General features: G+C 70.7%; 18 protein-coding genes. 7 read left to right on the forward strand and 11 right to left on the reverse strand.

What is annotated here, in order from left to right:
• Positions 1 to 321 precede the first annotated feature (321 nt).
• On the reverse strand, positions 322 to 1,761 hold the full coding sequence (locus M1D56_RS11540; protein ID WP_271173848.1) for an NAD(P)H-quinone dehydrogenase: 1,440 nt from the start codon (positions 1,759 to 1,761) through the stop codon (positions 322 to 324).
• A gap of 69 nt (positions 1,762 to 1,830) precedes the next feature.
• Here M1D56_RS11540 and M1D56_RS11545 point away from each other — a divergent pair, with 69 nt between their 5' ends.
• Positions 1,831 to 2,661 (forward strand): purine-nucleoside phosphorylase, encoded by an 831-nt coding sequence (locus M1D56_RS11545; protein ID WP_271173849.1) that lies wholly within the window; start codon positions 1,831 to 1,833, stop codon positions 2,659 to 2,661.
• Positions 2,661 to 4,316 (forward strand): phospho-sugar mutase, encoded by a 1,656-nt coding sequence (locus M1D56_RS11550; protein WP_456283652.1) that lies wholly within the window; start codon positions 2,661 to 2,663, stop codon positions 4,314 to 4,316. Before M1D56_RS11545 ends, M1D56_RS11550 begins: the two co-directional genes overlap by 1 nt.
• 96 nt (positions 4,317 to 4,412) lie before the next feature.
• On the opposite strand, the gene M1D56_RS11555 is transcribed toward M1D56_RS11550, so the two are convergent.
• Complete coding sequence (locus M1D56_RS11555) at positions 4,413 to 6,335, reverse strand: BglG family transcription antiterminator (RefSeq protein ID WP_324014235.1); 1,923 nt, start codon at positions 6,333 to 6,335, stop codon at positions 4,413 to 4,415.
• A 162-nt stretch (positions 6,336 to 6,497) separates the two neighbouring features.
• Here M1D56_RS11555 and M1D56_RS11560 point away from each other — a divergent pair, with 162 nt between their 5' ends.
• The 5 genes from M1D56_RS11560 to M1D56_RS11580 are packed head-to-tail and all read left to right on the forward strand — an operon-like array spanning position 6,498 to position 12,012.
• A complete protein-coding gene (locus tag M1D56_RS11560) occupies positions 6,498 to 6,821 on the forward strand; it encodes a PTS sugar transporter subunit IIB (RefSeq protein ID WP_271173852.1) in 324 nt (107 codons plus the stop codon).
• A 16-nt stretch (positions 6,822 to 6,837) separates the two neighbouring features.
• Positions 6,838 to 7,113 (forward strand): HPr family phosphocarrier protein, encoded by a 276-nt coding sequence (locus M1D56_RS11565; protein WP_271173853.1) that lies wholly within the window; start codon positions 6,838 to 6,840, stop codon positions 7,111 to 7,113.
• Positions 7,113 to 8,768 (forward strand): phosphoenolpyruvate--protein phosphotransferase, encoded by a 1,656-nt coding sequence (gene ptsP, locus M1D56_RS11570; protein ID WP_456283653.1) that lies wholly within the window; start codon positions 7,113 to 7,115, stop codon positions 8,766 to 8,768. Before M1D56_RS11565 ends, ptsP begins: the two co-directional genes overlap by 1 nt.
• Before the next feature lie 29 nt (positions 8,769 to 8,797).
• Positions 8,798 to 10,867 carry a PTS mannitol transporter subunit IICBA gene (locus M1D56_RS11575; protein ID WP_456283654.1) on the forward strand — a complete coding sequence of 690 codons (2,070 nt, stop codon included), beginning with the start codon at positions 8,798 to 8,800 and terminating at the stop codon, positions 10,865 to 10,867.
• Positions 10,867 to 12,012: a mannitol-1-phosphate 5-dehydrogenase gene (locus M1D56_RS11580; protein WP_456283655.1), complete on the forward strand. Its 1,146-nt coding sequence runs from the start codon at positions 10,867 to 10,869 to the stop codon at positions 12,010 to 12,012. The genes M1D56_RS11575 and M1D56_RS11580 overlap by 1 nt, the downstream gene beginning before the upstream one ends.
• 86 nt (positions 12,013 to 12,098) lie before the next feature.
• Here the strand turns inward: M1D56_RS11580 and M1D56_RS11585 are convergent, their stop codons facing one another.
• From M1D56_RS11585 to sdhA, 9 genes are all read right to left on the reverse strand, one after another.
• Positions 12,099 to 13,214 (reverse strand): adenosine deaminase, encoded by a 1,116-nt coding sequence (locus tag M1D56_RS11585; RefSeq protein WP_456283656.1) that lies wholly within the window; start codon positions 13,212 to 13,214, stop codon positions 12,099 to 12,101.
• Between the two features lie 67 nt (positions 13,215 to 13,281).
• The gene (locus M1D56_RS11590; RefSeq protein ID WP_324014230.1) at positions 13,282 to 14,571 is read right to left on the reverse strand and encodes a thymidine phosphorylase; all 1,290 of its coding nucleotides are present in this window, start codon (positions 14,569 to 14,571) and stop codon (positions 13,282 to 13,284) included.
• The gene (locus tag M1D56_RS11595) at positions 14,568 to 14,963 is read right to left on the reverse strand and encodes a cytidine deaminase (RefSeq protein WP_271173859.1); all 396 of its coding nucleotides are present in this window, start codon (positions 14,961 to 14,963) and stop codon (positions 14,568 to 14,570) included. The genes M1D56_RS11590 and M1D56_RS11595 overlap by 4 nt, the downstream gene beginning before the upstream one ends.
• A 5-nt stretch (positions 14,964 to 14,968) precedes the next feature.
• Positions 14,969 to 16,255, reverse strand: a complete 1,287-nt coding sequence (locus M1D56_RS11600; RefSeq protein ID WP_455969878.1) for an ABC transporter permease — start codon at positions 16,253 to 16,255, stop codon at positions 14,969 to 14,971.
• Positions 16,252 to 17,514 (reverse strand): ABC transporter permease, encoded by a 1,263-nt coding sequence (locus M1D56_RS11605; protein ID WP_455969877.1) that lies wholly within the window; start codon positions 17,512 to 17,514, stop codon positions 16,252 to 16,254. Before M1D56_RS11605 ends, M1D56_RS11600 begins: the two co-directional genes overlap by 4 nt.
• Positions 17,511 to 19,031, reverse strand: coding sequence for an ABC transporter ATP-binding protein (locus M1D56_RS11610; RefSeq protein ID WP_455969876.1), 1,521 nt, complete (start codon positions 19,029 to 19,031; stop codon positions 17,511 to 17,513). Before M1D56_RS11610 ends, M1D56_RS11605 begins: the two co-directional genes overlap by 4 nt.
• Positions 19,032 to 19,105: 74 nt before the next feature.
• Positions 19,106 to 20,200 (reverse strand): BMP family lipoprotein, encoded by a 1,095-nt coding sequence (locus tag M1D56_RS11615; RefSeq protein WP_455969875.1) that lies wholly within the window; start codon positions 20,198 to 20,200, stop codon positions 19,106 to 19,108.
• A 162-nt stretch (positions 20,201 to 20,362) separates the two neighbouring features.
• The gene (locus M1D56_RS11620) at positions 20,363 to 21,118 is read right to left on the reverse strand and encodes a succinate dehydrogenase iron-sulfur subunit (RefSeq protein WP_271173864.1); all 756 of its coding nucleotides are present in this window, start codon (positions 21,116 to 21,118) and stop codon (positions 20,363 to 20,365) included.
• Positions 21,118 to 22,944, reverse strand: a complete 1,827-nt coding sequence (gene sdhA / locus M1D56_RS11625) for a succinate dehydrogenase flavoprotein subunit (protein WP_271173865.1) — start codon at positions 22,942 to 22,944, stop codon at positions 21,118 to 21,120. The genes M1D56_RS11620 and sdhA overlap by 1 nt, the downstream gene beginning before the upstream one ends.
• Positions 22,945 to 22,955: the final 11 nt, after the last annotated feature.

The following is a 22,955-nucleotide window of genomic DNA, read 5'->3' on the forward strand; positions in this document are numbered from 1 at the left end:
TCCTCGTTCGCGCTGCGCCTTGTGGGCGTCATTGCCGTCCTGGTCCGGACACCGCTCACGCTACGCCGACCCAGCAGACCGAGCAATGACATCCGTCAGAAGTCCGCAGATTGCTCACTCCTCGCCGCCCCTCCGGCTCTGCATGTCTCACTTATCGTCGTTATGGGACCCCGAAACCCACGACGAGTGAGACATGCACGAGGGCGGCATGCGGGAGGGCGGCATGCGAGGAGCGGCGTGCACGAGAGCGGCATGCGAAGAGCCGGCCCGGGACGATCCCGGGGCCGGCTCTTCCGCGCGCCGCGCCGGCGCCTGAGGTCGCTAGCTCCGGCGGTCGACGTGGTGCAGGGCGCGCGCGGCGTCGGTGATCGAGCCGGCGAGCGACGGGTACGCCGCGAACACGCGCGCGATCTGATCCACCGTGAGACGGCGCTCGACCGCGATCGAGATCGGGTAGATGAGCTCCGACGCGCGGGGCGCGACGATGACGCCGCCGACGATCGTGCCGGATCCCTCGCGCGCGTAGAGCTTCACGAAGCCGTCCTTGACGCCCATCATCTTCGCGCGCGCGTTCGAGGCGAGCGGCAGCTTGTGCACCTCGGCGCTGACCTCGCCCTCGTCGACGGCCGGCTGCGTCCAGCCGACGGTCGCGATCTCGGGGCTCGTGAAGATGTTCGAGGCGATCTTGTGCGTGTCGAAGGGGATGGCCACATCGCCCATCGCGTGGAAGACCGCGGTGCGGCCGAGCATCGACGCGACCGACGCGAGCGGCATCATCGTCGTGCAGTCGCCCACCGCGTACACGTTGGGCACCGACGTCCGCCCCACCTTGTTGATGCGGATGTGCCCCGACTCCGTGCGCTGGACGCCCGCGTCCTCGAGGCCGATGCCGGCGGTGTTCGGGATCGAGCCGACCGCCATGAGGCAGTGCGAGCCCTCGACGACGCGGCCGTCGGAGAGGGTGACGGTGACGCCGTCTCCCGTGTTCTCGACCTTGTCGGCGCGCGACTTCGCGAGCAGCGTCATGCCGCCGCGCGTGAAGACCTTCTCGAGGACCTTCGCAGCGTCCTGGTCCTCGCCGGGGAGCACCTGGTCGCGGCTGGAGACGAGCGTGACCTTCGCGCCGAGGTTCATGTACGCCGACGCGAACTCGGCGCCCGTGACGCCGGATCCGACGACGATGAGGTGCTCGGGCACCGCCTCGAGGTCGTACAGCTGCTTCCACGTGAGGATGCGCTTGCCGTCGGGCTTGGCCGAGGGCAGCTCGCGCGGCGACGCGCCCACCGACACGATGATCGTGTCGGCCTCGACGCGGTCGAAGTCGGTGCCCTTCGGCCCCGTCGAGACGACGATCGCCTCATCGCCCTCGAGGCGCCCGTGTCCGGAGATGATCTTGACGCCGGCCTCGATGAGCTGCGCGCGCATGTCCTCCGACTGCTGCCCCGCGAGCGCGAGGAGGCGCTTGTTGATCGCGAGGAGGTTGATGGCGACCTCGGGCTTGAGCGGCTTGCCGTCCTCGCCGCGCGCGTAGAACTGCACGCCGAGCTCCCCCGCGTCGGCGATCGACTGGGCCGCGTCGGCCGTCGCGATGAGCGTCTTCGACGGGACGACGTCGGTCAGCACCGCCGACCCGCCGACGCCCGTGTGCTCGACGAGGGTCACGTCGGCGCCGAGCTGAGCGCCCGCCAGGGCCGCCTCGTAGCCGCCGGGGCCGCCTCCCAGAATCGCGATGCGCTGCGTCCGCTCGAAATCAAAGACCATGCCTCCATTCTCCCCCTTCCTGCGAGATCGGCACGACCCCGGCCGGAGACCGGTCGTTATGCTCATGCCATGACTCTGGAAGGCGCACATCCGCTCGATCCGCCCGCCGACCCGTTCGAGGTCGCCCAGGCCGCCGCGGCCGACATCGCGCGGCTCACGGGGGTCGAGCGACACGACGTCGCGGTGACCCTCGGCAGCGGCTGGGGCAAGGCCGCCGAGCTCATCGGCGAGACCGTCGCGACCATCCCGGCGACGGAGGTCACGGGCTTCTCGCGCCCCGCGCTCGAGGGGCATGTCGGAACCCTCCGCAGCGTCCGCACGCCCGCGGGCAGGCACGTGCTCGTGATCGGCGCGCGCACGCACTACTACGAAGGGCACGGCGTCCGCCGGGTCGTGCACAGCGTCCGCACCGCCGCGGCGACGGGTGCGAAGGTCATGGTGCTCACCAACGGCGCGGGCGGCATCAAGGAGACCTGGAGCGCGGGCCAGCCCGTGCTCATCAGCGACCACATCAACCTCACGGCCGACTCGCCGCTCGAGGGCGCGACGTTCATCGACCTCACCGACCTGTACGCCACGCGCCTGCGCGACATCGCGCTCTCGGTCGACCCGACGCTCGACAGCGGCGTCTACTGCCAGTTCCGGGGCCCTCACTACGAGACGCCCGCCGAGGTGCAGATGGCGAAGGCGATCGGCGGCGACATCGTCGGCATGTCGACCGCCCTCGAGGCCATTGCCGCGCGCCAGGCCGGCATGGAGATCCTCGGGTTCTCCCTCATCACCAACCTCGCCGCGGGGATCTCGCCCGATCCGCTCAGCCACGAGGAGGTCATCGAGGCGGGGCGGATGGCCGAGGGCCGGATCTCGGCTCTGCTCGCCGAGGTCGTGGGGAAGCTCTGATGGACGTCCTGTCGCACGCGCGCGACTGGCTCGCGCAGGACCCGGACCCGGTCACCCGCGAGGAGCTGTCCGGGCTCATCGCGCGCGCGGAGGGCGGTGATGCCGCGGCCTCGGCAGACCTCGCCTCCCGCTTCGCGGGGCGCCTCGCGTTCGGCACGGCCGGCCTGCGCGGAGAGCTCGGGGCGGGCCCCATGCGGATGAACCGCGTGCTCGTGGCGCAGGCGGCCGCCGGCTTCGCGGCGTACCTGTCCGAGCGCGCAGCGGACGGCGCGCGGCCCCGCGTCGTCATCGGGTACGACGGGCGCCGCAACTCCGACGTGTTCGCGCGCGACTCGGCGGAGATCTTCGCGGGGGCCGGGCTGACCGCCATCCTCCTCCCCCGCCTTCTGCCGACGCCCGTCCTCGCGTTCGCGGTGCGCCACCTCGGCGCCGACGCGGGCGTCATGGTCACCGCGAGCCACAACCCGCCCGACGACAACGGGTACAAGGTCTATCTCGGCGGGGCCGATGAGGGCGCGCAGATCGTCTCGCCCGCCGACCGCGAGATCGCCGCGCACATCCAGCGCGTCGCCGACGAGGTCCGCGTTCCCGACCTGCCGCGCTCCGACGCGTACGAGCTCGCCGACGAGGAGGTCGTCGAGGCCTACGTCGCCGCGACCGCCGCGGTCGCGCCGGCCCCCGCATCGGCCGCCGGGATGCGCTGGGCCTACACGGCGATGCACGGCGTCGGGTGGGAGACGCTCGAGCGCATCCTGGCGCGCGCCGGGTATCCGGCCCCGGCCGTCGTCGCGGAGCAGATCGCGCCCGACGCGGCCTTCCCGACCGTCGCGTTCCCGAACCCCGAGGAGCCGGGCGCGATGGACCTCGCCTTCGCGACGGCAGCCGCGCACGACGCTGAGTTCGTCCTCGCGAACGACCCCGACGCCGATCGGCTCGCGGTCGGCGTGCCGGGCCCCGACGGATGGCGGCGCCTGACCGGCAACGAGATCGGGATGCTGCTGGGTGCACGGGCCGCACGCGCCGCCGAGGGCACGCCGGGGGCGTCGCTCGCCTGCTCGCTCGTGTCGTCGCCGGCGCTCGGAGCGATCGCCGAGCGGCACGGACTGGACTTCCACACGACGCTGACCGGGTTCAAGTGGATCTCGCGCGCCCCGGGCATCGTGTTCGGCTTCGAGGAGGCCCTGGGCTACCTCGTGAACCCCGAGACCGTGCGCGACAAGGACGGCATCTCGGCGGCCGTCGCCGTCCTCGGCCTCGCGGCAGAGGCGCGAGGCCGCGGGACGACGATCTCCGGGATGCTCGACGAGCTGGCCGCGGAGATCGGCCACTTCGCGAGCGGCCAGGTCTCGATCCGCGTCGACGACATCTCGATCATCGGCCGGATCATGGATGCGCTCCGCCAGTCGCCGCCCAGCGCGTTCGGCGAGCGCGCCGTGACGCGCGCGGAGGACCTCCTGCACCCCGCGCACGGCGGCCCGTCGGGCGACATCCTGCGCTACACGCTCGACGACGGCTCGCGCGTCATCGTGCGCCCGAGCGGGACGGAGCCGAAGCTCAAGGCGTACCTCGACGTGCGCGGCGACTCCCCCGAGGACGCCGCTGCCCGCCTGTCCGCGCTCGACGCAGCGGTGCGGGAGGCGCTCGACCTGGGCTGAGCCGCCCGGAGGCGGCTCACGGCGTTTCGTCTCGCTGCGTTTCGACTCGCTGCGCTCGCTCAACGTCCGGCGGCGGCTCCCGGAGCTCGCAGAGTATTACTGGCCGATGATCGCGACGAGCTCGTCGAGGAAGCCGGTGAAGTCGGTGCCGCGGCGGATGATCCGCTGCACGTTCTCACGCTCGCCGAACACCTCGACGAACTGCTCGAACACCGTCTGGAACGCCTCGCGGTCGCTCTCGCTGAACGCGGCGAGGGCGACCACCTGCACGCGCCCGTCTCCCCATGCGACCGACGGGTCGGCGATCCCGATCGCGATGGCCGTGCGCGATGCCGTCATCCGCAGCGCATGCGGAACCGCGAGGGCGTCGGTGAACGCGGTCGACGACATCCGCTCGCGCTCGATCGCGCCCTCGACGTAGGCGTCGTCGATCACCCCGCGCTCGACGAGCAGCGCGCCGAGGGCGCGGATGATCCCCTCCTCGCCGAGGGCGTCGTCGAGGCCTCGGACGAAGGCGCCGGCGTCGAAGTAGCGCTCGAGCTCGGCGCGCAGCCGCGACAGGCGGCGGCCCCGGCGGATCCGGGCGGCGGCCTGCATGACGCGCTCGACGTCGCCGTCGGTGAGGAACGGGCGGATGCGGACCGTGCTCTCGGACGGCGTGGGCGGCTCGATCGTCGTCAGCACGAGGTCGGTGTCGATCGCCTTCCAGTCGGGGTCGACGCGCGTGACGACCTCGGTGACCTCGACCGCCTGCCCGAGGGAGCGGGTGATGCTCGAGCGGAGGAGCTCGTGCAGCTCGTAGTAGCCCGGGCACACGATCGTCGCGGTGAGGCGGGTCTCGGCGCGCCGCTCGCGCTCGAGCTCGCCGCCGACGTGCATCGCGATGTACGCGATCTCGTCGTCGCGGATCGACATGCCGAGCCGTTCGGACAGCTCCCCCGCGATCGAGACGGCGACCTCGAAGATCATCGGGTACGTCGTCTTGAGCGATCGGGTGAGCGGGTTGCGCGACCACGCCTGCTCGCGGGCGCGGTGCGCGAGGTTCTGCACGTGCAGCGCGAGCCGCTCGACGAACTCGTCGCGGCCGAGCGCGACGAGGTACTCGTTCGACACCCGGGCGACCGCCGCGCGGACGGCGGCGTCCACGACCGGGTCGACGCCCGCGGTGCCCACGGCGCCGGCTCCGGGCACGACGACGCGCGTGAGGAGGAGCGAGGCGAGGTGCATGCGATCGCCGCGCCCGAGGGTCACCCCGAGGGCCGCCTCCGCGAGGCGCCCGACCACCTCGGCCAGGCGCTCCTGCTCGGCGGGCGGCGTGCCGTGCACCGTCTCGAGCGCGCGGCCCTGGCTCGCGCGATCGACGGCGATCGACACGTGCAGCGTGACGTCGGCGACGGCGAACTCGTTCACGAAGTAGCCGAGGTCGCCGAGCTCGGCCGCGAGGGCGGACTTGAACCGCCCGAACGCCTCGGCGGGAACCGAGGTCGATCCCGCGACCCGGCGGAGCGCCTCCACGTCGAACGCGCCGTCCTCCATCTCGTCGTGCGCGAGCGACGACAGCAGGCGGCGGCGCGCGAGCTCGGTGCCGACGAGCGCGATGCGCGGCCCGCTGCGGTCGAGGGAGAGCTCGCCGCCTTCGCGGACGAGAGCGCGCACGCGCGCGAGGTCGGACTCGAGCGTCGCCTCGCTCACGTGGAACGCGTCGGCGGTCTCGTACACGTCGAGGCCGTCGTCCGCATCGATGAGCGCATGGATGAGCCGGTGCAGGCGGTCGCGCGGCGCGCTCTGCGGGGGCTGGTCGCGCTCGCGCAGGAGCGCGGCGCCCGTGGGGTGCGCGCGATACCCCGCGGGGCCAGAGGCGATGACCGGATGGTCGGGCACGCGCGCGTTCACGGCGGTCACGTACGAGCGCACGCTGCGCGGCGTGACGCCGAGGAGGTCGGCGAGCGCCGCGGCCGTCATCCATCCGCCGTCCCTGAGGAGGATCGCGACGAGACGATCCTGACGCTGTCTCGACACGCGCACCTCCTCCTCCGACAGTCAATCACGTCGCGCTGGGCGCGGGCGCACGCCCCGGGCGCGCTGCGGCGTGTGGGGCCGCCCGCGCTTTCCGCCCGGGCGGAAGAAAGAGTGGTTGTCCTGCCGAGCGCGCCTCGGGAGGATGAGGATCAGGAGGCGTCGATGAGGATCCTGGTTGTGTGCGGTGCAGGGGCATCGAGCACGTTCGTCGCGCATCGTGTGAACCGCGCTGCGCGCGCCGCCGGGCTCTCCTGGTCGGCCTTCGCGGGCACGCAGGTGTCGCTGCCGGTCGATCTCGACGCGGCGGACATCGTGCTCGTGGGGCCGCACCTCACGACATCGCTCGACGCGATCCGCGGGGCGGCGTCGCCGCGCGGGGTCGCCGTCGTGCCGCTGCCGGACGACGTCTTCACCGACACCGACGGCACGCGCGTGCTCGCGCTCGTGCGGGCCGCCGCCGCCCCGGATGCGCCCGCATCCGAATGAACCGCAAGGAGCACCCATGTCCGCTGTCACCCGCACCGTGAAGATCGCATCGTCGCACGGACTGCACGCGCGCCCCGCCAAGCTCTTCGCCGAGGCCGCCAAGAACTCGGGGCTCGCCGTCACGATCGCGAAGGGCGACGGCAAGCCCGTCAACGCCGCGAGCATCCTCGGTGTCATCTCGCTCGGGGCCAACACGGGCGACGAGGTCACCCTCACGGTCGAGGGCGACGGCGCCGAGGCCGTGCTCGACCAGCTCACGGCTCAGCTCGAGACCGACACGGACGCCGAGTGATGCTCGAGCTCCGCGGCGTCGGGATCGGCCAGGGCGTCGCGCAGGGGCCGATCGCCCGCATGGCATCGCGCCTCGAGCCGCCGCGCGACGAGAAGAGCGCGAAGAGCCCCGACGAGGAGAAGGCCGCGGTCGCCGCGGCGGTCGCGGCCGTCGCCGCGGAGCTCAACGCCCGCGGCGAGCGCGCCGGCGGCGCGGCCCGCGACGTGCTCGAGGCCCAGGCCATGATGGCCGAGGACCCGACCCTCGAGGAGGGCGTCCACGCGCGCATCGACGCGGGCAGCACGGGCGAGTGGGCCGTGCACGCGGCCTTCGCGGAGTTCGCCGAGACCCTCCAGGCGATGGGCGGCTACCTCGGCGAGCGCGCCGCCGACCTCGCCGACGTCGCGCAGCGCGTCATCGCGCACCTGCGCGGTGTCTCCGCTCCCGGCGTGCCCGACCCCGGCCATCCGTTCGTCCTCGTCGCGCCCGACCTCGCCCCGGCCGACACGGCCCTGCTCGACCTCGAGAAGGTCCTCGCGGTCGTGACCACGGAGGGCGGCCCGACGTCGCACACGGCGATCCTCGCGGGTGACAAGGGCATCGTGGCGATCGTCGGGACCGGCGAGAGCGATGCGCTCGTCGACGGCGCCGTCGCGATCGTCGACGCGGCGGCCGGCGTCGTCACGATCGACCCGACCGACGAGCAGCGCGCGGCGGCGGCCGAGCGCGCGGAGGCGCGGCGCGCCGCGGCGAGCGCGCCGATCACCCCCGGTGCGCTCGCGGACGGCACGGCCGTGCCGCTGCTCGCGAACCTCGGCAACCCGGATGGCGCGGCCGAGGCCGTCGCGCTGGGCGCCGAGGGCGTGGGGCTCTTCCGCACCGAGTTCCTGTTCCTCAGCTCCGACGAGGCGCCCAGCGTCGAATCGCAGACGGCGTCGTACACGAAGCTCCTCGAGGCCTTCCCCGGCAGGAAGGTCGTGGTGCGCGCGCTCGACGCGGGTGCGGACAAGCCGCTGAAGTTCCTCACCGACGAGGGCGAGGAGAACCCCGCGCTCGGCCGACGCGGTCTGCGCGCGCTGCGCCACCACGAGGAGGTCCTCCGCGACCAGCTCACGGCGCTCGCGAACGCCGACGCGGCGACCGACGCCGATCTCTGGGTCATGGCGCCCATGGTGGCGACGGTCGAGGAGGCCGAGTACTTCACGCGCATCGCGCGCGAGCACGGCATCAAGACGGCCGGCGTCATGGTCGAGGTGCCGTCGGTCGCGCTCCTCGCGGACGCGGTGTACGAGGTCACCGACTTCGGCTCGGTGGGCACGAACGACCTCGTGCAGTACACGATGGCGGCCGACCGCATGCTCGGCACGGTGTCGTCGTACCAGGACCCGTGGCACCCCGCCGTGCTGCGCCTCATCGCCGAGATCGGCCGGGCCGGCGCGAAGCACGGCAAGCCGGTCGGCATCTGCGGTCAGGCCGCGGCCGACCCGCTCCTCGCGGTCGTCCTCGTCGCCCTGGGCGCCACGACGCTGTCGATGTCCCCGCCCGCACTCGTCGACGTGCGCGCCGAGCTCCTGAAGCACACCCTCGAGGACGCGCAGCGCATCGCGCAGGCCGCGCTCTCGGCGAGCAGCGCGGAGGCGGCGCGCGAAGCCGCCCGAGCCGCCGTCTCCTCCTGAGATCCCCCACAGCAGAAAGCCCGATACCCATGAGTGACACCCGCACCGCGGCGAAGACGCCCGGATCGCTTCGCGTCGGAGTGCAGAAGGTCGGCACCTTCCTCTCCGGCATGATCATGCCCAACATCCCCGCGCTCATCGCGTGGGGCCTCTTCACCGCGTTCTTCATCGAGGTCGGGTGGACGCCCAACGAGGCGCTCAACTCGATCGTCGGGCCGATGATCCACTACCTCCTGCCGATCCTCATCGCCGCACAGGGCGGTCGGATGATCTACGACACGCGCGGCGCGGTCGTCGCGGCGATCGCGACGTTCGGCGCGATCGCCGGCTCGGACTGGCTCATCGGCCTGCAGAACGCGGACCTCCCCGCGGGCGAGAGCCCCATCCCGACGATCCACATGTTCATCGGCGCGATGATCATGGGCCCCCTCGCCGCGTGGATCATGAAGAAGCTCGACGCGCTCTGGGAGGGCCGCGTCAAGGCCGGCTTCGAGATGCTCGTCAACATGTTCTCGGCCGGCATCTTCGGCTTCGTCGCGGCGATCTTCGCGTTCTACGTGCTCGCGCCGGTCGTGAACTTCCTCATGAACATCCTCGGCGGGGCCGTGGGATGGCTCGTCGACAACAACCTGCTGCCGCTCACGAGCATCCTCATCGAGCCGGCCAAGGTGTTCTTCCTCAACAACGCGATCAACCACGGCGTGCTCACGCCGCTGGGCCTCGCGCAGGCGACGGAGGACGGCAAGTCGATCCTCTTCCTCCTCGAGGCGAACCCCGGCGTGGGCCTCGGCCTGCTCCTCGCCTTCGCCTTCTTCGGCGTCGGCGCGGCTCGCGCCTCCGCTCCCGGTGCCGCGATCATCCATTTCTTCGGCGGCATCCACGAGGTGTACTTCCCGTACGTGCTCATGAAGCCGACCCTCATCCTCGCGGTGATCGGCGGCGGCATGACGGGCGTGGCGACCAACGTGCTCTTCCGCTCGGGCCTCGTGGCCCCTGCGGCGCCGGGCTCGATCATCGCCGTCCTCATCCAGACCGCGCGCGACAGCTACCTCGGGGTCATCCTCGCGGTCGTGCTGTCTGCTGCCGTCACGTTCCTCATCGCCGCCGTCATCCTGCGCGCGAGCCGCAAGCGCGACCTCGCCGCCGAAGCGGCGGGCGCAGACGGATTCGCCGACGCCGTCGCGCGCACCGAGGCGAACAAGGGCAAGAAGTCCGGCGTGCTGGGCGGCCTCGCCGGCGGCACGGCCGTCGCGACCCGGCCGATCGAGAAGGTCATCTTCGCGTGCGACGCCGGCATGGGGTCGTCGGCGATGGGAGCGAGCGTCCTGCGCAACAAGATCAAGCAGGCGGGCATCGAGGGCGTCACGGTCACGAACAAGGCCATCGCGTCGCTCGACGGCACGGCGGACCTCGTGATCACGCAGGCGCAGCTGACCGACCGCGCCCGCCAGCGGGAGCAGAGCGCTGTGCACGTCTCCGTGGACAACTTCATGAACTCGCCGCGCTACGACGAGGTCGTGGAGCTCCTGCGCGAGCAGGCATCGGGCGGGGCGGCCCCCGCGGAGGCCGACGCGCCCGCCGTGCCCGCGACGCGTCGCGAGGCGCGTGCCGTGCCCACGACGACCGGCCCGATCGGCAGCGGCACGTCGCGCCCCGCCGACGACGCGGTGCTCACGCGCGGCAGCGTCCGCATCCACGCCGGCTCCGCGACGCGGGAGGAGGCGCTCCAGGAGGCCGCCGATATCCTCGCGAGCGCAGGTGCCGTCACCGGCGCGTACTTCGACGCGATGCTGGCCCGAGAGCAGACCGTGTCGACCTTCATGGGCAACGAGCTGGCCATCCCGCACGGCACGAACGAGGCGAAGGACGCCATCCTCGGGTCGGCGCTCTCGGTTGTCCGCTACGACGGCGGGGTCGACTGGGACGGCGACGCGGTGACGTTCGTCGTCGGCATCGCCGGCAAGGGCGACGAGCACCTGAAGATCCTGTCGAACGTCGCCGAGCTGTTCAGCGACGAGTCGCAGATCGCGCGCCTCAAGGCCGCCGCGACCCCCGAGGAGCTCTTCGAGCTCTTCCAGAGCGTCAACCAGGAGGACTGATGAAGGCCGTCCACTTCGGCGCAGGGAACATCGGCCGCGGCTTCGTCGGCCTGCTGCTGCACGAGGGAGGGTACGAGGTCGTCTTCTCCGACGTCGCCGCTCCCCTCGTCGACGCGCTGGCTGCCGCCGACGCGTACACGGTCCACGAGGTCGGCGCGGGCGGCGTCGACCGGGAGGTCACGGGGTTCCGCGCGGTGAACAGCGCAGAGGACCCGCAGGCGGTGGCCGACGAGGTCGCGACGGCCAACGTCGTCACGACCGCCGTCGGGCCGACGATCCTGAGGTTCATCGCTCCGCACATCCTCGCCGGGATCGCGCTGCGCGACCCCGACGCTCCCCCGCTGCAGGTCATGGCGTGCGAGAACGCGATCGGAGCGACCGACCAGCTCCGCGCGGAGATCGTCGAGCTCGCCGGCGGCACGTGGGACGCCCTCGAGGGTCGCGCCGTGTTCGCGAACACGGCCGTCGACCGGATCGTCCCCGGCCAGCCGGCCGACGGCGGCATCGACGTCACGGTCGAGCCGTTCTTCGAGTGGGCGATCGAGCGCGGCCCGTTCGACGGCGACCTGCCGAGCATCCCCGGGGCGCACTTCGTCGACGACCTCGCGCCGTACATCGAGCGGAAGCTCTTCACGGTGAACACGGGGCACGCGGCGACCGCGTACCACGGCGCCCGCGCAGGCTTCGAGCGGATCGCCGAGGCGCTGGCCGACCCGGCCGTCGCGGCCTCGGTCGAGGCGGCTCTCGAGGAGACGTCGGCGCTGCTCGCCGCGAAGCACGGGTTCCCCGCCGACGAGCTCGCGACCTACCGCGCGACGATCCTCGAGCGGTTCCGCAATCCGGCGCTGCCCGACACCGTCCAGCGCGTGGGACGACAGCCGCTGCGCAAGCTGTCGCGCCACGAGCGCTTCGTGGGCCCTGCCGCCGAGGCTGCCGAGCGCGGCCTGTCGACGAGCGCCCTCGTCGCGGCGATCTCGGCGGCCCTCGCGTTCTCCGACGAGGGCGACGAGCAGGCCGTGCAGCTGCAGGCGCTCCTCGGCGAGCTCGACGCCGACGCGTTCACCCAGCAGGTCACGGGTCTCGAGCCCGCCCATCCGCTGTTCCCCGCCATCCGCTCGGCCGTCGCGGAGCACCAGGCCGCATAGGCCCCGCCCTGCTCAGCATGTCTCACTCGCCGCGGGATACCCGTCGGCTATCCCGCGGCGGGTGAGACATGCCCCAGGGGCGGCGCCTACCGCGCGAAGCCCTCGGAGATGAGGTCGATGAGCTCCTCGCGCTGCTCGACCGGCAGGAACGACGCGGCCGCGGCGTTGAGCTGGAACTGCTCGATGTCGTCGAGGTCGTAGCCGAAGGCCGCCTGCAGGATGGCCAGCTCGCGCGTGAGCGACGTGCGGCTCATGAGGCGGTTGTCGGTGTTGACCGTCACGCAGAAGCCGAGCTGGTAGAGCAGGTCGAACGGATGGTCCTCGATCTGGCTCCCCCAGTGGGCCACGGCGCCCGTCTGCAGGTTCGACGAGGGCGACAGCTCGAGCGGGATCTCCCGATCCCGCACCCAGCGCGCCAGGTCGCCGAACTGCACGAGCACCTCCTCGCCCTCGCGCGAGACGACCTCGAGGTCCCGGGCGATCGCGACGCCGTGCCCGAGCCGCAGCGCGCGCCCGTCGAGGAGGGCCGACCGGATCGACGCGACCCCGGCGGCCTCGCCCGCGTGCACGGTGACCGGGAAGAACTCGCCGGCGAGGTAGTCGAACGCCGCACGGTGCTGCGAGGGCGGGAAGCCGTTCTCGGGACCGGCGATGTCGAACGCCACGACCCCGTCCTGGCGGAACGCGACAGCGAGCTCGGCGACCTCCTGCACGCGGTCGCCCTGGCGCATCGCGGAGAGGATCTGGCCCACGCGGATGCTCCGCCCGCTGTCCTCGACGATGTCCTCGCCCTGCTCGATGCCATCCTGCACGGCCTCGACGGCCTCCTCGAGCGTCAGGCCCCCGTCGAGGTGCTGCTCGGGCGCCCAGCGCACCTCGCCGTACACGACGCCGTCGGCCGCGAGGTCCTCGACGAACTCGCGCGCGACGCGGGTGAGCGCCTCGCGCGTCTGCATGACGCCCACGGTGATCTCGAAGGTCTTCAGGTACTCGACGAGCGAGCCGGAGTCCGCGCGCTCGGCGAACCACTCCTGCAGCGCTGCGGCGTCCGACGCCGGCAGCGCGACATCCGTCCCCTCCGCGAGCTCGAGGATGGTCTCCGGCCGCAGGCCGCCGTCGAGGTGGTCGTGCAGCGAGACCTTGGGCAGGCTGCGCAGCGCGACGCCCTGCACGCGGGGCTCAGCGGTCTTGTCCTTCGCCATGTCGGCCTCCAGGGTCGTGCGGTGCGGACGGATGCGGGATGGCCGCGGTCCGGATGTCGTCGGTCGGTCAGGCGGTGATGCGCTCGCGCACGAGAGGCGCGGTCTCGGGAGCAGTATCCCCGATCTCGTACGCGCCGTCGAGAGCGTCCAGCGCCCTGTCGAAGCGCGCGCCGTCATCCGCCGAGAGCGTGAAGAGCGCCTGGCCCTCGGCGACCGCGTCGCCAGGCTTCACGAGCAGGTCGATGCCGGCCGCGTGGACGACCGCGTCCTCGGCCCGCGCGCGCCCTGCTCCGAGCCGCCACGCGGCGATCCCGAAGTCGTAGGCGTCCATCCGGGTGACGACGCCGGAGCGGCTCGCCGTCACGGTGTGCGTCTCGCGCGCGACGGGCAGGGGCGCATCGGGGTCGCCGTCCTGCGCGCGGATCATGCGGCGCCAGGTGTCCATCGCGCGGCCGTCCGCGAGCGCCGCCTCGACGTCGGCGTCGGGCTGTCCGGCGAGCGCGAGCATCTCGCGGGCGAGCGCGACGGTGAGCTCGACGACGTCGGCGGGGCCGCCGCCCGCGAGCACCTCGACCGACTCGCGCACCTCGTTCGCATTGCCGATCGCAAGCCCGAGCGGGGTGTTCATGTCGGTGAGGAGCGCCGTGGTCTTCACGCCGGAGTCCGTGCCGAGCGCGACCATCGTCTCGGCGAGCTCGCGTGCGCGCGCGGGGTCCTTCATGAAGGCGCCCGTGCCGAACTTCACGTCGAGCACGAGCGAGTCGGTGCCCTCTGCGATCTTCTTCGACATGATGCTCGACGCGATGAGCGGGATGGCCTCGACCGTGCCGGTGACATCGCGCAGCGCGTAGAGCTTCTTGTCGGCGGGGGCGAGACCGGTGCCCGCGGCGCAGATCACGGCGCCGACGTCGGCGAGCTGGGCGAGCATCTCCTCGTTCGAGAGGGCGGCGCGCCAGCCGGGAATCGACTCGAGCTTGTCGAGCGTGCCGCCCGTGTGGCCGAGCCCCCGCCCGGAGAGCTGCGGCACGGCGACGCCGAAGGCCGCCACGAGCGGGGCGAGGGGCAGCGTGATCTTGTCGCCCACGCCGCCCGTGGAGTGCTTGTCGGCAGTCGGCTTGTCGAGCGACGCGAACGACATCCGCTCCCCCGACGCGATCATCGCGTCCGTCATGACGCGGATCTCGTCCCGCTCCATGCCGTTCAGCAGCACGGCCATCGTGAACGCCGACATCTGCGCGTCGGAGACGTACCCGCGCGTGTAGGCGTCGACCATCCAGCGCAGCGCGTCCTCGGGGACCGCGCCGCCGTCGCGCTTGGCGCGGATGACGTCGACCGCGTCGAACGGCTCGGGGCTCATCGCTCCTCCAGGTCTCGGGGTCCGAACGCGTCGGGCAGCACCTCTTCGATGCTGCGGATGCCCGACACGGTCTCGAGCAGCATGCCCGGCAGGGCGTGCTCGAACAGCAGCTGCCGGCAGCGTCCGCACGGCATGAGGGTGCGGCCCTCGCGATCCACGCACACGAACGCGACGAGCTGCCCGCCGCCGGTCATGGCGAGATTCGAGATGAGGCCGCACTCCGCGCACAGCCCGACGCCGTACGACGCGTTCTCGGTGTTGCACCCCGCGACGATCCGGCCATCCGTCACGAGGGCGGCCGCCCCCACGGGGAACTTCGAGTAGGGCACGTACGCCCGGGTCATGGCGTCGGTCGCGACGGCACGCAGCTCGTCCCAGTCGATGTCTGTCATCTCTCCTAGCCCTTGATGTACGGCTGTCCCACCGCGGCGGGTCCTCGCGAGCGACCGACAGCGCCTGCCACCACGAAGATGGTCACGAGGTACGGCAGCATCAGCATGAACTCTCCCGGCACGGGAGAGCCGATCACGCTGAGCGTGTTCTGCAGGTTCGACGCGAAGCCGAACAGCAGCGCCGCGAGGGTCGCCTTGATCGGGTGCCACTGACCGAAGATCACTGCTGCCAGCGCGATGAATCCCATGCCGTTGGTCATCTCCTGTCCGAACGGGATGCCGTTCCCAACAGTGAACACCGTGCCTCCTGCGCCCGCGATCGCGCCTCCGAGGAGCACGTTCAGGAAGCGCGTGCGCCCCACGCGGATGCCGACCGTGTCCGCAGCCTGAGGGTGCTCGCCGACGGCACGAAGCCGCAGTCCCCACCGGGTGTGGAACATCGCGAAGTAGACCGCGAAGACCGCGACGTACACGGCATAGACGAGGATCGTCTGACGGAACAGCACGGGCCCGATCACCGGGATGTCCGCAAGCAGCGGGATCGGTATCCGGTCGAAGCGGGGCGGAGTGTTGAGAGTGGCCGCGTTCGGCTGCATGACCTGTGAATAGAGGAAGCTCGTGAGCCCGGCGATCAGCACGTTGAGCACGACGCCGACGATGATCTGGTCGACGACATAGACGATCGCGAACACAGCGAGCAGCGCGGCCACGAGCACACCCGTGATGATCGCCGCAAGAAGACCGAGGATCGGCTGCCCCGTGAGCGTGGCGATGAGCGCGGCGCTGAACGCGCCGCCGAGAAGCTGCGCTTCGATGGCGATGTTCACGACTCCGACGCGTTCGCCGATCACCCCGCCGAGCGCACCGAAGATGAGCGGTACCGCGAGGGCGAGCGATCCGGCGAGGAGCCCGGTCACGGGGATCGTCGCTCCTGCGGCCGCCCAGCACAGGAATCCGAAGACGCCGATGACGATGAACGCCGCGATGATCCATCGCGGCACGGAGGCGGACCGAGAGACGAAGTACGCGGCCGCCGCGGTCAGCAGCGCCATGAGGAGGATCGAGCCCCAGGCTCCGATGCCCACGCCGACGACCAACGACGGCAGGACGACCACGTCGCCCTCGGAGGACAGCCGGAACGTCGATTCCCCGGCCCGCGGCGCGAGCGTCGCCACGATGACGAGCAGCACCGTGAACACGGCGAGGGTGATGGGTGCCTTCCAGCTGCGGGTGAGTGGCGTCACGCCCGCGTCAGCGGCGAGCGCGGGGGGAACTCGCACCGCGTCGCTCATCGCTCTCCGCCTTCCGTGCCGGCAGCGACAGCCAATCGCGCCTTCATCCGCTTCTTCTCCTTCTTGCGCCGGTCGCGCTCGGGCGAGGGCAGACCGAAGATCGCCCGCACGAGCGGTGGCGCTGCGATGAACAGGACGATGAAGGACTGGACGACGAGCACGATCTCGAGGGGGATCTGCTCCGCCGCCTTCATCGTGAAGCTTCCCGCCTTGAACGCGCCGAACAGCAGGCCCGCTGCGAACGTCCCCCACGGCGTGGAGCGCCCGAGAAGCGCCACCGTGATGGCGTCGAAGCCGATGCCGGCGTCGACGCCGGACGCGAAGCCGTTCGTCGAGGTGCCGAGAACCTGGGCGACGCCGGCGATGCCGACGAGGGCACCCGACATGAGCATCGCGAGCACGTACATGCGCTTGACGTCGATCCCGGCCACTCGCGCAGCACTCGGGTTCTCCCCGACGGCCTTGAACTGGAATCCGAGGCTCGACCGGTTCAGGATCCACCACACGAGGACGGTGGCGGCGATGACGACGAGGAAGCCCGCATGCAGGTTGAACTGCGGCCCGAGCAGCGACGGGAAGATCGCGGTCTCCTTCATCGCGGGCGACTTGGGGTCACTGGACCCGGGCTTCTGCAGCAGACCCGGCGTCCGCAGCATCCAGGACACGAGGTGGAACGCGATGTAGTTGAGCATGATCGTGAGGATCACCTCGTGCGCCCCCGTGCGCGCCTTGATGAAGCCCGCGATTCCGCCCCAAAGCGCTCCGGCGACGATTCCGCCCAGGAGCGCCACGAGCGTGTGGATCCCCGCCGGCAGATCCAGGCCGAAGCCGATCCAGCCCGCTGCCGACGCGCCCATGAGCATCTGACCGCGCCCGCCGATGTTGAACATCCCGACGCGGAAGGCGAGCGCGACGCCCAGCCCGCCTGCGATCAGCGGCGTCGCGTAGGTGAGGGTCTCCGTGAGAGGTCGGATGGCGCGAACGAATCCGTCCGCCTCGTAGTTGAAGATCGCACCGCGGAAGAGCGCGGCGTACGCCCCGCCGACCGCCTCCCAGATCGCGGCGACGGTATCCGTCGGTCGCGCGAAGAAGTACCCGGAAGCGCGTTGGACGTCGGCGTCGGTGGCAGCGATCATGATGCCGCCGATCACGAACGAGAGCAGGATCGCGAGCACGATGATCGTGCCGTTCGCGCGCGCGATGCTCATCATTGCGACATGCCAGCGCGATGGCGATGTGGCCTGCTGCGCATCGGTCATGCTGCCGTTCCTCCCTGCGGGGCCGGCTCGCCCGCCATCATGAGTCCAAGCACGTCTCGAGGCGTGTCGCCCGGCACGATCCCGACGATGCGACCGCGGTACATCACCATGATGCGGTCGGCGAGCGCAGCGACCTCGTCGAGCTCAGTGGAGACCACCACAACGGGTACCCCCGCGTCGCGCGTCGCGACGATGCGCTTGTGGATGAACTCGATCGACCCCACGTCGACGCCGCGCGTCGGCTGCGCAGCGACCAGTAGTGAGAGGTCGCGGCTCATCTCGCGTGCGAGCACGACCTTCTGCTGGTTGCCGCCCGACAGGCTGCCGACGGGGGCGTCGATCCCGGGCGCCCGAACGTCGTACTCGGCGAATCGCTCCTTCGCGAACTCCTCCAGATAGGAGCGTCGGATCGCTCCACGCCGTACGAACGGCTCACCGTGAGCACGGTCGAGCATGAGGTTCTCGGCGATCGAGAACGCGCCGACGAGCCCGTCCTCCTTGCGGTCCTCGGGGACGAACCCCACGCCGGCATCGAGGATCTGCCGCACGGACCGACCCACGAGCTCGCGACCGTCCAGCCGGATGCTCCCGTGGACGCGCTCCTGGAGCCCGAGGAGGGCCTCCGTCAGCTCCGTCTGCCCGTTGCCCTGCACGCCCGCAACGGCGAGGATCTCCCCTGCTCGGACTTCGAACGAGGCACCGTCGACGACCTTGCTTCCCAGATCATCGACCACCGTGAGTCCGTCGACGATGAGGCGCGGTTCGCCGAGCCCGGGAGCGTCCTTGTGGACCGTGAGCTCGACAGCACGGCCCACCATCATCGCCGCAAGGTCCTGATTGCTCGCGCCCGGGTCGGCTTCGCCGACGACCTTGCCGAGACGGATGACGGTGATGCGGTCCGCGACTTCGCGCACCTCTCGGAGCTTGTGGGTGATGAAGACGATCGCAGCGCCCCCATCGCGCAGCTGCCGCATCGTGGCCATCAGCTCGTCCGTCTCCTGCGGGGTGAGGACGGCGGTCGGCTCGTCGAAGACGAGAACGCGGGCGTCCCGGGAGAGCGCCTTGATGATCTCGACCCGCTGCTGCACGCCGACAGGGAGATCCTCGACCACGGCATCGGGATCCACATCGAACCCGAATCGCGCCGAGATCTCGCGAACGCGCTCTCGAGCGGCGTCGATGTCGAGAATTCCGCCGGCCTTCGTCGCCTCGTGACCGAGCATGACGTTCTCGGCCACCGTGAAGACCGGGATGAGCATGAAGTGCTGATGCACCATGCCGATGCCGGCGCGCATCGCATCGCCGGGACCCTGGAAGGCCTGGGGCTGATCGTCGAGGAGGATGGTGCCCTCGTCGGCCTGGTAGAGGCCGTAGAGCACGTTCATGAGCGTTGACTTGCCTGCGCCGTTCTCGCCAAGCAGGCAGTGGATCTCTCCGGGCTGCACGACGAGGTCGATGTGATCGTTGGCTGTCAGGGCGCCGAACCGCTTCGTGATACCACGGAGTTCGAGCTTCATATGCCGATCCTAGTGAGAGGGCTGGACGTGCGAGTGCGGGGAGGTCGCACGCGACCTCCCCGCACTCGAAGGGATCACTCGGCGAGGTAGGACTCGACCGCGATGGACCCGTCGATGATCCCCGCGGAGATGTCATCGAGCTCGGCCTGCAGCCCCTCGGGGACCTTGTCCTCGAAGTCATGGAACGGGGCGAGCGAGACGCCGCCGTTCTCCAGCGTGCCGACATACGGGGTGGCGTCGAACTCGCCCGCGCCTGCCGCCTCGACCGTCTCCTGAACGGACACATCCATGCCCTTGCGGATGGAGGTCAGCAGGAGATCGGCGACCGACGGGTCGGACTCGTAGACGTCCGCGTCCACGCCGATGAGAGCGATCTCGCGACCCGAGTCGCGGATGACCGATGCGGCGCTCTGGTAGATCGGGCCGCCCACCGGCAGCAGCACGTCGACACCCTGGTCGACGATGCCCTGCGCGGCATTAACCGCGGCCTGGTCTGCGGCGAATCCTCCGGTGAACACGCCGTCGGAGCCGTCCCAGCCGACAACCTGGACGTCGCCGTCGTTCTGCTCGTTCCAGTACTCGACTCCCTGGCGGAAACCGTCCATGAAGATGGTGACCGTCGGGATGTTGGCGCCACCGAAGGTGCCCACCTTGCCGGCCTCGGAGTACGCGGCCGCCGCGTAACCGCCCAGGAACGCGGCCTGCGCGGTGTCGTAGACGAGAGGCTTGATGTTCGGCTGGTCCGTCTCTCCGTCGCCGTCGAGATCGATCATCTCGTCGATCGAGACGAAGTGGACGTCCGGGTTCGCCTCTGCGGCGTCGTTCGCGTCGGCGGCGAGCTTGAAGCCCACCGTCACGATGAGGTTGCAGTTCTGGTCGACGAGGCTCGACAGGTTGCCCGCGTACTCCGACTCGTCATTCGATTCGACCGTGATGGGCTCGACTCCGAGCGTCTCGCTGGCGGCCGTCAGGCCCTCGAAGCCGAGCTGGTTGAACGACTTGTCGTCGAATCCGCCCTCGTCGGAGATCATGCAGGGCAGGAAGTCGCTCTCGGCGCCGCCGCCGCTTCCGCCCGTGGTCTCCTCCGGCGCCGACCCGCATCCGGCGAGCAGCACCGCCGAAGCGGTGAGCGCGAGACCGCTGAGCGCAGCCTTCTTGGTGGTCTTCACACTGTCCTCCAGAGTGTGCGGGCCCCGAACCGACCCGGGGCCAATATGCTCACGCTAGTTCGCTCACACCGTGCGAAACGACGATCCGGGCGACCGCAACGCGATAGTTACAAACACGACGACGGGGCCCGGGGAACTCCCGGGCCCCGTCGCGGGCGAAGGTCAGCGGCCGCCCTTGAGGATGGCCTGCTTGACCTCGGCGATGGCCTTCGTGACCTCGATGCCGCGCGGGCACGCCTCGGTGCAGTTGAAGGTCGTGCGGCAGCGCCACACGCCCTCCTTGTCGTTGAGGATGTCGAGACGCACCTGCGCCTCGTCGTCGCGCGAGTCGAAGATGAAGCGGTGCGCGTTCACGATCGCGGCGGGGCCGAAGTACTGCCCGTCGGTCCAGAACACGGGGCACGACGAGGTGCACGCCGCGCAGAGGATGCACTTCGTGGTGTCGTCGAAGCGCTCGCGATCGGCGATCGACTGCACGCGCTCCTTGCCCTTGGCGGGCGCGCTGTTCGCCTGCAGGAACGGCTGGACGTCACGGTACGCCGCGAAGAACGGGTCCATGTCGACGACGAGGTCCTTCTCGAGCGGCAGGCCCTTGATCGCCTCGACGTAGATCGGCTTCGAGATGTCGAGGTCCTTGATGAGCGTCTTGCAGGCGAGACGGTTGCGCCCGTTGATCCGCATGGCGTCCGACCCGCAGATGCCGTGCGCGCACGAGCGGCGGAAGGTCAGCGAGCCGTCGACCTCCCACTTGATCTTGTGCAGCGCGTCGAGCACGCGATCGGTCGGGTACATCTCGACGTCGTAGTCGACCCAGCGGGGCTCGCTGTCGGTCTCCGGGTCGAAGCGCCGGACGATGAACGTGACGAGGTACGACTGGATGGCGGTCTCGGCGGCGGGCGCCTCTGCGACGGTCGACATCAGTACTTCCTCTCCATCGGCGGGTAGTTGAACTCGCCCTTCTCGTTCTTGGTGAACACGACGGGCTTCCAGTCGAGCTTGATGTGGTCCTCCGGGTCCGGCGAGTGCGGGTCGCCGGTCAGGTAGGCCATCGTGTGCTTCATGAAGTTCTCGTCGTCGCGGTCGGGGTAGTCCTCGCGCATGTGGCCGCCGCGGCTCTCCTTGCGGTTTCGGGCGGCGTAGGCGACGATCTCGGCGAGGTCGAGCAGGAAGCCCAGCTCGATCGCCTCGAGCAGGTCGGTGTTGAACCGCTTGCCCTTGTCGTCGACGTAGATGTTCTTGTAGCGCTCGCGCAGGTCGTGGATGGTGCCCATGACGTTCGTCAGGGTCTCCTCGGTGCGGAACACCTGCGCGTTCGCATCCATCTGCTCCTGCAGCGTGCGGCGGATGTCGGCGATGCGCTCGGTGCCGTTGGCGGTGCGGATGCGCTCGACGAGCTCGCGCACCTCCTTCGCCGGGTCCTCGGGCAGCGGGACGAGCTCGCCGGTCTTCACGTACTCGACCGCATGGCGGCCCGCTCGCTTGCCGAAGACGTTGATGTCGAGCAGCGAGTTCGTGCCGAGTCGGTTGGCGCCGTGGACCGACACGCACGCGCACTCCCCCGCCGCGTACAGGCCGGGGACGACGGTCGTGTTGTCGGCGAGCACCTGCGCATCGTTGTTCGTCGGGATGCCGCCCATCGCGTAGTGCGCGGTCGGCATCACGGGCACGGGCTCGACGACGGGGTCGACGCCGAGGTACGTGCGCGCGAACTCCGTGATGTCGGGCAGCTTCGTCTCGAGCACCTCGGCGCCCAGGTGGGTGCAGTCGAGGTAGACGTAGTCCTTGTTGGGTCCGGCGCCGCGGCCCTCGAGGACCTCCTTGACCATGCAGCGGGCGACGATGTCGCGCGGGGCGAGGTCCTTGATCGTCGGCGCGTAGCGCTCCATGAACCGCTCGCCCGAGGCGTTCCGGAGGATGGCTCCCTCGCCGCGCGCGCCCTCGGTCAGCAGGATGCCGAGGCCGGCGAGGCCGGTCGGGTGGAACTGGAAGAACTCGATGTCCTCGAGCGGCAGGCCCTTGCGCCACACGATGCCGACGCCGTCGCCCGTGAGGGTGTGCGCGTTCGACGTCGTCTTGAAGACCTTGCCGAAGCCGCCCGTCGCGAAGATGACGGCCTTGGAGTGGAAGACGTGGAGGTCGCCCGTGGCGAGCTCGTAGGCGACGACGCCCGCGATCTTCGTCGTGCCGTCCGCGTCCTTCACGGTGATGAGGTCGAGCGCGTAGAACTCGTTGAAGAAGTTGATGCCGAGCTTGACGCAGTTCTGGAACAGCGTCTGCAGGATCATGTGGCCCGTGCGGTCGGCCGCGTAGCACGCGCGGCGCACGGGGTTCTTGCCGTGCTCGGCCGTGTGACCGCCGAAGCGACGCTGGTCGATCTTGCCGTCGGGTGTGCGGTTGAACGGCAGGCCCATGTTCTCGAGGTCGATGACGGCGTCGATCGCCTCCTTGGCGAGGATCTCCGCGGCGTCCTGGTCGACGAGGTAGTCGCCGCCCTTCACCGTGTCGAACGTGTGCCACTCCCAGGAGTCCTCCTCCACGTTCGCGAGGGCTGCGGCCATGCCGCCCTGCGCGGCTCCCGTGTGGGAGCGCGTGGGGTACAGCTTCGTGATCACGGCGGTCTTCGCGCCCGGGCCGGCCTCGATGGCCGCGCGCATGCCGGCGCCGCCGGCGCCGACGATCACGATGTCGAACTCGTGGTAGTACACGCCGTCCTTGAGCACGGCGTCGGTGTGCTGTGTCGTCACGTCTCTTCCGT

The organism is Microbacterium sp. JZ101 (assembly GCF_053903175.1).

What these genes read in the sequence shown, in the direction of transcription:
- M1D56_RS11550 (WP_456283652.1), top strand. Translation starts at nt 2,661, where the DNA reads ATGGACGTCCTGTCGCACGCGCGCGACTGGCTCGCGCAGGACCCGGAC.
- M1D56_RS11590 (WP_324014230.1), bottom strand. Translation starts at nt 14,571, where the DNA reads ATGAGCCCCGAGCCGTTCGACGCGGTCGACGTCATCCGCGCCAAGCGC.
- M1D56_RS11545 (WP_271173849.1), top strand. Translation starts at nt 1,831, where the DNA reads ATGACTCTGGAAGGCGCACATCCGCTCGATCCGCCCGCCGACCCGTTC.
- M1D56_RS11605 (WP_455969877.1), bottom strand. Translation starts at nt 17,514, where the DNA reads ATGACCGATGCGCAGCAGGCCACATCGCCATCGCGCTGGCATGTCGCA.
- ptsP (WP_456283653.1), top strand. Translation starts at nt 7,113, where the DNA reads ATGCTCGAGCTCCGCGGCGTCGGGATCGGCCAGGGCGTCGCGCAGGGG.
- M1D56_RS11610 (WP_455969876.1), bottom strand. Translation starts at nt 19,031, where the DNA reads ATGAAGCTCGAACTCCGTGGTATCACGAAGCGGTTCGGCGCCCTGACA.
- M1D56_RS11580 (WP_456283655.1), top strand. Translation starts at nt 10,867, where the DNA reads ATGAAGGCCGTCCACTTCGGCGCAGGGAACATCGGCCGCGGCTTCGTC.
- M1D56_RS11540 (WP_271173848.1), bottom strand. Translation starts at nt 1,761, where the DNA reads ATGGTCTTTGATTTCGAGCGGACGCAGCGCATCGCGATTCTGGGAGGC.
- M1D56_RS11575 (WP_456283654.1), top strand. Translation starts at nt 8,798, where the DNA reads ATGAGTGACACCCGCACCGCGGCGAAGACGCCCGGATCGCTTCGCGTC.
- M1D56_RS11585 (WP_456283656.1), bottom strand. Translation starts at nt 13,214, where the DNA reads ATGGCGAAGGACAAGACCGCTGAGCCCCGCGTGCAGGGCGTCGCGCTG.
- M1D56_RS11565 (WP_271173853.1), top strand. Translation starts at nt 6,838, where the DNA reads ATGTCCGCTGTCACCCGCACCGTGAAGATCGCATCGTCGCACGGACTG.
- M1D56_RS11620 (WP_271173864.1), bottom strand. Translation starts at nt 21,118, where the DNA reads ATGTCGACCGTCGCAGAGGCGCCCGCCGCCGAGACCGCCATCCAGTCG.
- M1D56_RS11560 (WP_271173852.1), top strand. Translation starts at nt 6,498, where the DNA reads ATGAGGATCCTGGTTGTGTGCGGTGCAGGGGCATCGAGCACGTTCGTC.
- M1D56_RS11600 (WP_455969878.1), bottom strand. Translation starts at nt 16,255, where the DNA reads ATGAGCGACGCGGTGCGAGTTCCCCCCGCGCTCGCCGCTGACGCGGGC.
- M1D56_RS11595 (WP_271173859.1), bottom strand. Translation starts at nt 14,963, where the DNA reads ATGACAGACATCGACTGGGACGAGCTGCGTGCCGTCGCGACCGACGCC.